Consider the following 6,574-nt stretch of genomic DNA (forward strand, 5'->3'; position numbering starts at 1 on the left):
TAGATTTATCACAAAAACAAAAAAATTGCGTAGAAACCGAGTTTAAGACCGTATTTTAAGGATTAAAAATTAATGTCAGAACCAAACAATTTTCCAACAACACTGCAAACAGCAAACCCAAATACAGAAAAATTGTTGTGGCTGTTTGGTTTTCGGATCGACCCCGGCACCGAAATACCAAATCTATATACTCTAATTGTCTATGGAGAACAAGAGCCGCCCTTAGTAGCTGGGGGTCAACTTGTATTTTTTACCCGTCCAGAACTAGCGATTAACGCTCTCCAATTGTGCAATATCGATGTCAGCGAACTGGGAAAGCCACCCACACAAATAGACGCTATTTGCGACATTGCAGAAACGCTGTACTTGCTCGATGCCGAAGATTTTGACGAGTCAGCTACTATCCTCAACTCTTTGAACGCGCTTTTCGATTTAGTGAAAGCTACATTAATACCGATGCCAACTGAATACAAGCGCATACTTTATGATTTTGCAGACCATTTGAATATTGAGGAAGAGTTTGCAAGTTTTTTAGACGCAGAAAATATTCAGCGATCGGAAATTGTCAATGCCATTTTGTGGTGTGTGGGAGCAATTACAGCTAAATCGAGATTGTTGACCGAGTAATTTAAGAAAAACTAGAATGTGAATAGATAATATCGCCCAAGGAAATTGTGCCATGACTGTAACAGATTTACGCTTGTGGACTGTAGAGGAATATCGCCGCATGACCGAAACAGGCATTCTCAATCCCGATGAACGAGTCGAATTAATTGACGGGCAAATTATTTCAATGAGTGCAAAAAATCCTCCCCACGCAGCAACTAATCTCTGTGCAGCCGACTATCTCAGAAATCTGCTGGCAGGACTTGCTTTAATTCGCATCCAAGACCCGATCGCTCTAAGCTATAATTCAGAACCAGAACCGGATATTGCTGTAGTGCAAATCGACCCTCGGCTGTACCAAGATTTTCATCCCGCACCCGCCAACATTTTCTTATTAGTAGAAATAGCTGATACCACCTTAGAAACAGACCGCAAGCGAAAAGCACCGGCTTATGCTAAGGCGGGAATTACTGATTATTGGATACTTGATATTAACACGCGACAAGTTTATGTTTTTCGCGAACCGGGCGAGGCAGACTACCGACAAGAAACAGTATTTAATGAAGATGATGTTTTGTCAATGCTGGCATTTCCAGAAATAGAAGTTCAGATTTCGCAACTGTTTCCTTAAGTAGGGGCAGGTTTTACCAAGAATAATTGCCTAAGACCAATAATCTCGTAAACCTGTCCCCACCAACCTATCAATTACCAATTACCAATTATCAATTACCAAATCTTCAAGCTTGTCCCGATCGCTACAAAAAACTTAGTATTAGGGCGTAGCGCGAGTTATACTCCTACTGGAAAGACTGTGACTGCCAAAAAATCCCGAAATCAAAGTTTATGAGCAACATTTCCCCGCCTCAACCAGCCGCCGACAACCCCAGAACACCAAAACTCAGCCTCTCGACAAAATTAGCTTACGGTGCAGGCGATCTCGGCCCGGCAATTACCGCTAATGTTTTGGCATTTTACCTGCTAGTTTTCTTTACCAATGTCGCTGGTTTACCTGCTGGCTTAGCTAGCAATATTTTGGTGATAGGCAAGGTTTGGGATGCCATAAACGACCCGATTGTGGGGGTTTTGAGCGATCGCACTTCTCACCCTTGGGGTCGCCGATATCCTTGGATCGTATATGGTGGCATTCCCTTCGGCATATTCTTCTTATTGCAGTGGATTGTACCTAGCACGGATCGCACAGTGTTATTTTGGTACTATGTTGCGATCAGCATTTTGTTCAACACCGCCTACACGGCTGTCAATCTTCCCTACACTGCCCTGACTCCAGAACTTACTCAAGACTACAACGAACGCACTAGCCTTAATAGTTTTCGCTTTGCTTTCTCCATTGGCGGCAGCATCTTTTCATTAATCTTAGCTCTAATTATCTTTCGTGTATTTGAAAAGGACCCGAATCAACAATATTTAGTATTAGGCGCAATCTGTGCAGTTATCTCTGTCTTGCCTTTGTACTGGTGCGTTTTGGGAACTCGCAAGCACGTCGCAGCCCAACTATTAGAAAACGCCGAACTAGATAATTCTACATCCTTGCCACTAAAAGAACAGTTGCAGATTGCATTTAGCAATCGCCCTTTTTTGTACGTCATTGGAATTTATCTTTTTTCTTGGCTGGGAGTGCAGTTGACGGCTACTATTATTCCCTACTTTGTTGTTAACTGGATGCAACAGCCACAGTACGTTTTTAGCTTGGTTGCGATCGCAGTTCAAGGCACTGCATTAATCATGCTATTTGTTTGGAGTAAAGTCAGCGAAAGATACGGCAAAAAAGCCGTATATTTTATGGGCATGAGTTTGTGGATTATTGCCCAAGCTGGACTGTTTTTCCTCCAACCAGGACAAGTATTGCAGATGTACCTGCTAGCAGTCATGGCAGGTGTAGGAGTTTCCACAGCTTATCTAATACCTTGGTCGATGATACCGGATGTGATCGAACTCGACGAACTTCAGACTGGAGAAAGACGCGAAGGTATTTTCTATTCATTCATGGTACTGCTGCAAAAAATCGGATTAGCAGTGGGTTTGTGGTTGGTAGGCCAAGCATTAGAAGGAGCTGGATTTCTCTCTACAGTTCCGGGACAGCCGGCACCCGTACAGCCAGAGTCTGCACTGTTTGCGATTCGAGTTGCGATCGGGCCGCTGCCCACAATTGCTTTAATTGCTGGCATGATTCTTACATATTTTTATCCTATAACCCGCGAAGTTCATGCAGAAATTTTGTTGAAACTGCGAGAAAGAAAAGCACAAAATCAGTAAGCGCTAATAAGGAGTAGTTGGTAATTAGTCAAATCAAAAAACAATAACTACCGATAGCTAATCCGATCAAGATCAATAGCAATCCTCCCATCCTGTGCGAACTCTTTTTTTTCTTTAACAATGTGTCATCTTCTTATGGCATCGGTTAATTCAAAAAAAAGCCCGTTGCGCGTTTACCGAAAGGATTGCTATAGCTTGCTCGGAAGACGAATCAAAGCGATAGTTTTAGGAAGAGTCCCGGAACGCAGAAATCTAGTTTTTTTACGAAAATACATAAATCGCGCCACGCCATCTGCCCCGGTAGACAAACCCACCAGGCTTGAGTTGTTCGAGATGTCGATCAATCCTGAAAAAACAAATTATTAAATTTTATGTCGGTTGCACACTATTGAGAGTAGTGTGTGATATAAGGAGGACGATGAGTAAGCCGATCAACTTCAACAGTCACCCAGCTACTCAAAAAGTTTATAATGTAAGAGAAGAGACAGATTTTTCTCGGAAATTGATTCGAATAGTTGCCGTTCCAAAAATTTGCTGAATGTTACTAATTATATCTACATAGAAAATGCCAAACGTTTTAGCCTGTCAGTTAAGTAGTAAGTTAACATATGCTTCTGCAGTTGACTGCGAACCGAAAAATGGCATAGAAGAAAAACCAATACCAGCGCAAGCGGCGGCTCAGGTGTTACGGTCAATTGTAAAAGTTTAGTAAAGTTATTGAGTTCCCTGTCGCGAAGCTGAGCGACACCTGAAAAAGTTGGCTTCCTCGCCCGGAAACCCTAAATACAAGCACAACGCAGCAGACTCAAATGCAGTCTGATATAACTATCCAGCAGTTGTAAAAGAACTTTTGCCGCGGGCATAGCATAGGGATTTAGTTATTTTTGTATACTATGTGAAAAGAGTGAGAACTATTAGAAGGAAGTGGGCTCGACCAACCAATAATTTCGTGTGATATCCTTAAGCAAATGCTCAAAGTATCAACCCGAAGGCTCGCAGAAGAAAGCTGATTTTACCCACACAATATCCAAGAGGTCAACATGGAAAGAGAACAGGACGCTCATATCGTACCCATTAGCAACCAGAGCCGACAGGTGCAGCAATTTTCCGTTGACGAGGGAGAAGAGTTAAGCGCGCAGCCTCAGAAAGGATTGAATGTTAAACCGTTGTTGAGGACTTTTCAGCGACAAGCCCTCATCATTATTGGGATTATAGGTCTCGTGGGCGCTGGAGCTGTTTATCAGATCCAGGGAGGCAAGAAAACATATCAAGGCGATTTTCGGATGCTAGTGGAACCCGTGACAACGGAGGCAAGAATTGCTGACCCCGCTGCCCTAGCCAATCGCAGCGAGGGGGGAGGAGTACCTAATCGAGATTTTTTTAGTTTGGACTACGCAACTCAACTTGAAATTCTCAAGAGTCCTCAGATGCTTTCTGCTATTGCAAAACAAGTCCAAAAACGATATCCAAAAGTTACAGAAAAAATTCTTGAAAAAGAATTAATTGTTTTGCGGATGGGAGAAGATCAGATGACGCTCACTAAAATTTTGCAAGTTCGCTTCATGGGGGATGACCCTAAATTAATTGAGTTCGTTTTACAAGAAACTAAAAAGAAATATTTAAAGTACAGTCTTGATGAACGCAAGACTCGGATTGGTGAAGGTGTTAAATTTATTGAAGACCAGCTTCCGGGACTCAATAAGCGCGTAAACAGCCTGAAATCGGAGTTACAGGTGATACAGGAGAAGCAAAAGATTACCAATCCTCAAGAACAAGGCGCGCAATTAATCCAGCAAGTTCGTGCCGTAGAAACTTTAGAGTTAGAAACTCAAAGGCTACTGCAAGAACAGAAAACGCTGTACGCTAACTTGCAAAAACAATTAGATTTTACACCAAATGAAGCTATTGCCGCTTCAGCTTTAAGCGAAGAGCCTCAATATAAAGAGTTGCTGACCAAGGTTAAGGAAGTAGAAGGTCAGATTGCTGTAGAAACAGCTCGTTTTAAATCTGCTAACCCTATAGTGGAAGCTTTAGAGCGCAAGCGGGCAAATTTAGTAGCTTTGCTCAACCAGCAAACTGAGCGAATTTTGGGGCAAAATTTAGTCGGCACTCAAGCTAATTCTAAAGTTCAAAATTTTCAAAATTCTATTCGCATAGGCTTGATTAAACAATTGGTTGATACTGCTAACCAAGTTGAAGTCTTAGAAGCTCGCCTTCAAGCAATCACCCAAACTAAAAATAATTTAAACCGACAAGCAACAGAATTCCCCACCATAGCCCGCCGCTACAACGAACTGCAACAGCAATTAGAAGTAGCCGCCCGCACCCGCGATCAACTTTTAAGTCAGCGGGAAACTCTGCGCGTCCAAGCAGCTCAAAGCCAAGTACCTTGGGAAATAATTTCTGAACCAGGCATACCGCGAGATGAGAAGGGCAACCTGATTACAGTTGCCTCGAAAGCTAAAAACAAATTAATGATGGCAGTTGTGGGAGCGCTAGTTTTGGGTCTGGGAGCTGCTATCCTTATTGAAAAGTTCCGCAATATTTTCTACTGTGCTGATGACGTTAAAGATGCGGTTGAAGCACCTTTATTGGGAGCAATTCCTCTGGACAAAAATGCTAGAAAATTGCCGCCTTCTATTGCTAATGCCTATGCTTATCTGGAAGGAAAAGAGGGTAATAAGAAAAATGCTGCGGAATTTATAGAAGCTTTTGACTCTCTTTATACTAATATCCGCTTTCTTTCTTCCAATCGAACGATTAGCTCTTTGGCAGTTGGTTCGGCTACAGTTGGCGAAGGAAAATCTACCGTTGCTTTAAACTTAGCTCACGTGGCAGCGCTGGCGGGTCAGCGAGTGCTGTTAGTAGACGCGAATTTGCATTCGCCCAGCGTGCACTTGCTGCTGGAACTGCCTAATGTCAAGGGATTGAGCAACTTGCTCGACCATAAAAACGAACCCAATGAAATTATCCAACGATCGCATCTAACAGATAATCTTTTTGTATTAACTGCCGGTGTCCCTGGTCCTGGTACTGCCCGACGGCTGGCCTCATCTGGGATGCAGTATTTAATGGAAGAACTTCAGGCAAAATTTGACTTAGTTATCTACGATACGCCGTCGCTCGTTGACAGTAAAGATACGAATTTTTTAGCTGCGCGCACAGATGGCATATTGATGGTTGTAGCAATTCAGCAGGTTCCCTTTTCCGTAGTTCAAAAGGTTTTCACTCAATTAGAAAATTTTGGCATACCATGCTTGGGTACAGTTGCGAATCATGCTCCTAAACGCAAGAAGTATCCAGCATCTAGAGCCTCAGTTGTTGAAGATAAAAATGAATATTTGAATTTGCCACCAGCATCGTCTCGTATCCGCAAACTAGCTCATAAAAAAGAGTGATACCCCACAAAGCTGAGGGAGCATCTCAATGAAAGCACCCAAGGTAGGAATTGAAGGCAGGAGACAGGATCCAGCAGGAAAGGCTCAGAAAGAAGGAGTCAGAACAAGTGTTTTTACAAATATGAGATGCTCCCCCAACGATTATCTGCTGCTAACGCGCACCCGTTGGGGAGTTCAAACCCACATTCCGCAGATGTGGGTGGAATTTTTTTATCAGTTGTGAAAAGTTGAAGCCCCAAATTTTTTTCGTTTAACTTATGCGGCTTTAACGTCACGGGAGCCTGTCAAATCTCCCA

The 6,574-nt window shown here is 42.8% G+C and carries 4 protein-coding genes; all 4 read left to right on the top strand.

All coding sequences use genetic code 11. The annotated features are described in order from the left end of the window. The first annotated feature begins 72 nt into the window (after positions 1-72). The 4 genes from QUA33_RS11550 (at position 73) to QUA33_RS11565 (ending at position 6,278) form a co-directional block, all read left to right on the top strand. Positions 73-627 (top strand): hypothetical protein, encoded by a 555-nt coding sequence (locus tag QUA33_RS11550; protein ID WP_333148718.1) that lies wholly within the window; start codon positions 73-75, stop codon positions 625-627. Between the two features lie 52 nt (positions 628-679). Next, positions 680-1,237 carry a Uma2 family endonuclease gene (locus QUA33_RS11555; protein ID WP_333096373.1) on the top strand — a complete coding sequence of 186 codons (558 nt, stop codon included), beginning with the start codon at positions 680-682 and terminating at the stop codon, positions 1,235-1,237. A 212-nt stretch (positions 1,238-1,449) separates the two neighbouring features. Next, entirely contained in the window at positions 1,450-2,880 is a 1,431-nt protein-coding gene (locus QUA33_RS11560; protein ID WP_333148719.1) for an MFS transporter, read from the top strand. Between the two features lie 1,040 nt (positions 2,881-3,920). Then, positions 3,921-6,278: a polysaccharide biosynthesis tyrosine autokinase gene (locus QUA33_RS11565; protein WP_333148720.1), complete on the top strand. Its 2,358-nt coding sequence runs from the start codon at positions 3,921-3,923 to the stop codon at positions 6,276-6,278. Positions 6,279-6,574 lie beyond the last annotated feature (296 nt).

Origin of the sequence: Microcoleus sp. Pol14D4 (assembly GCF_036701245.1) — a bacterium.
Taxonomy (GTDB): Bacteria; Cyanobacteriota; Cyanobacteriia; order Cyanobacteriales; family Microcoleaceae; genus Microcoleus.

What these genes read in the sequence shown, in the direction of transcription:
- QUA33_RS11550 (WP_333148718.1), top strand. Translation starts at nt 73, where the DNA reads ATGTCAGAACCAAACAATTTTCCAACAACACTGCAAACAGCAAACCCA.
- QUA33_RS11555 (WP_333096373.1), top strand. Translation starts at nt 680, where the DNA reads ATGACTGTAACAGATTTACGCTTGTGGACTGTAGAGGAATATCGCCGC.
- QUA33_RS11560 (WP_333148719.1), top strand. Translation starts at nt 1,450, where the DNA reads ATGAGCAACATTTCCCCGCCTCAACCAGCCGCCGACAACCCCAGAACA.
- QUA33_RS11565 (WP_333148720.1), top strand. Translation starts at nt 3,921, where the DNA reads ATGGAAAGAGAACAGGACGCTCATATCGTACCCATTAGCAACCAGAGC.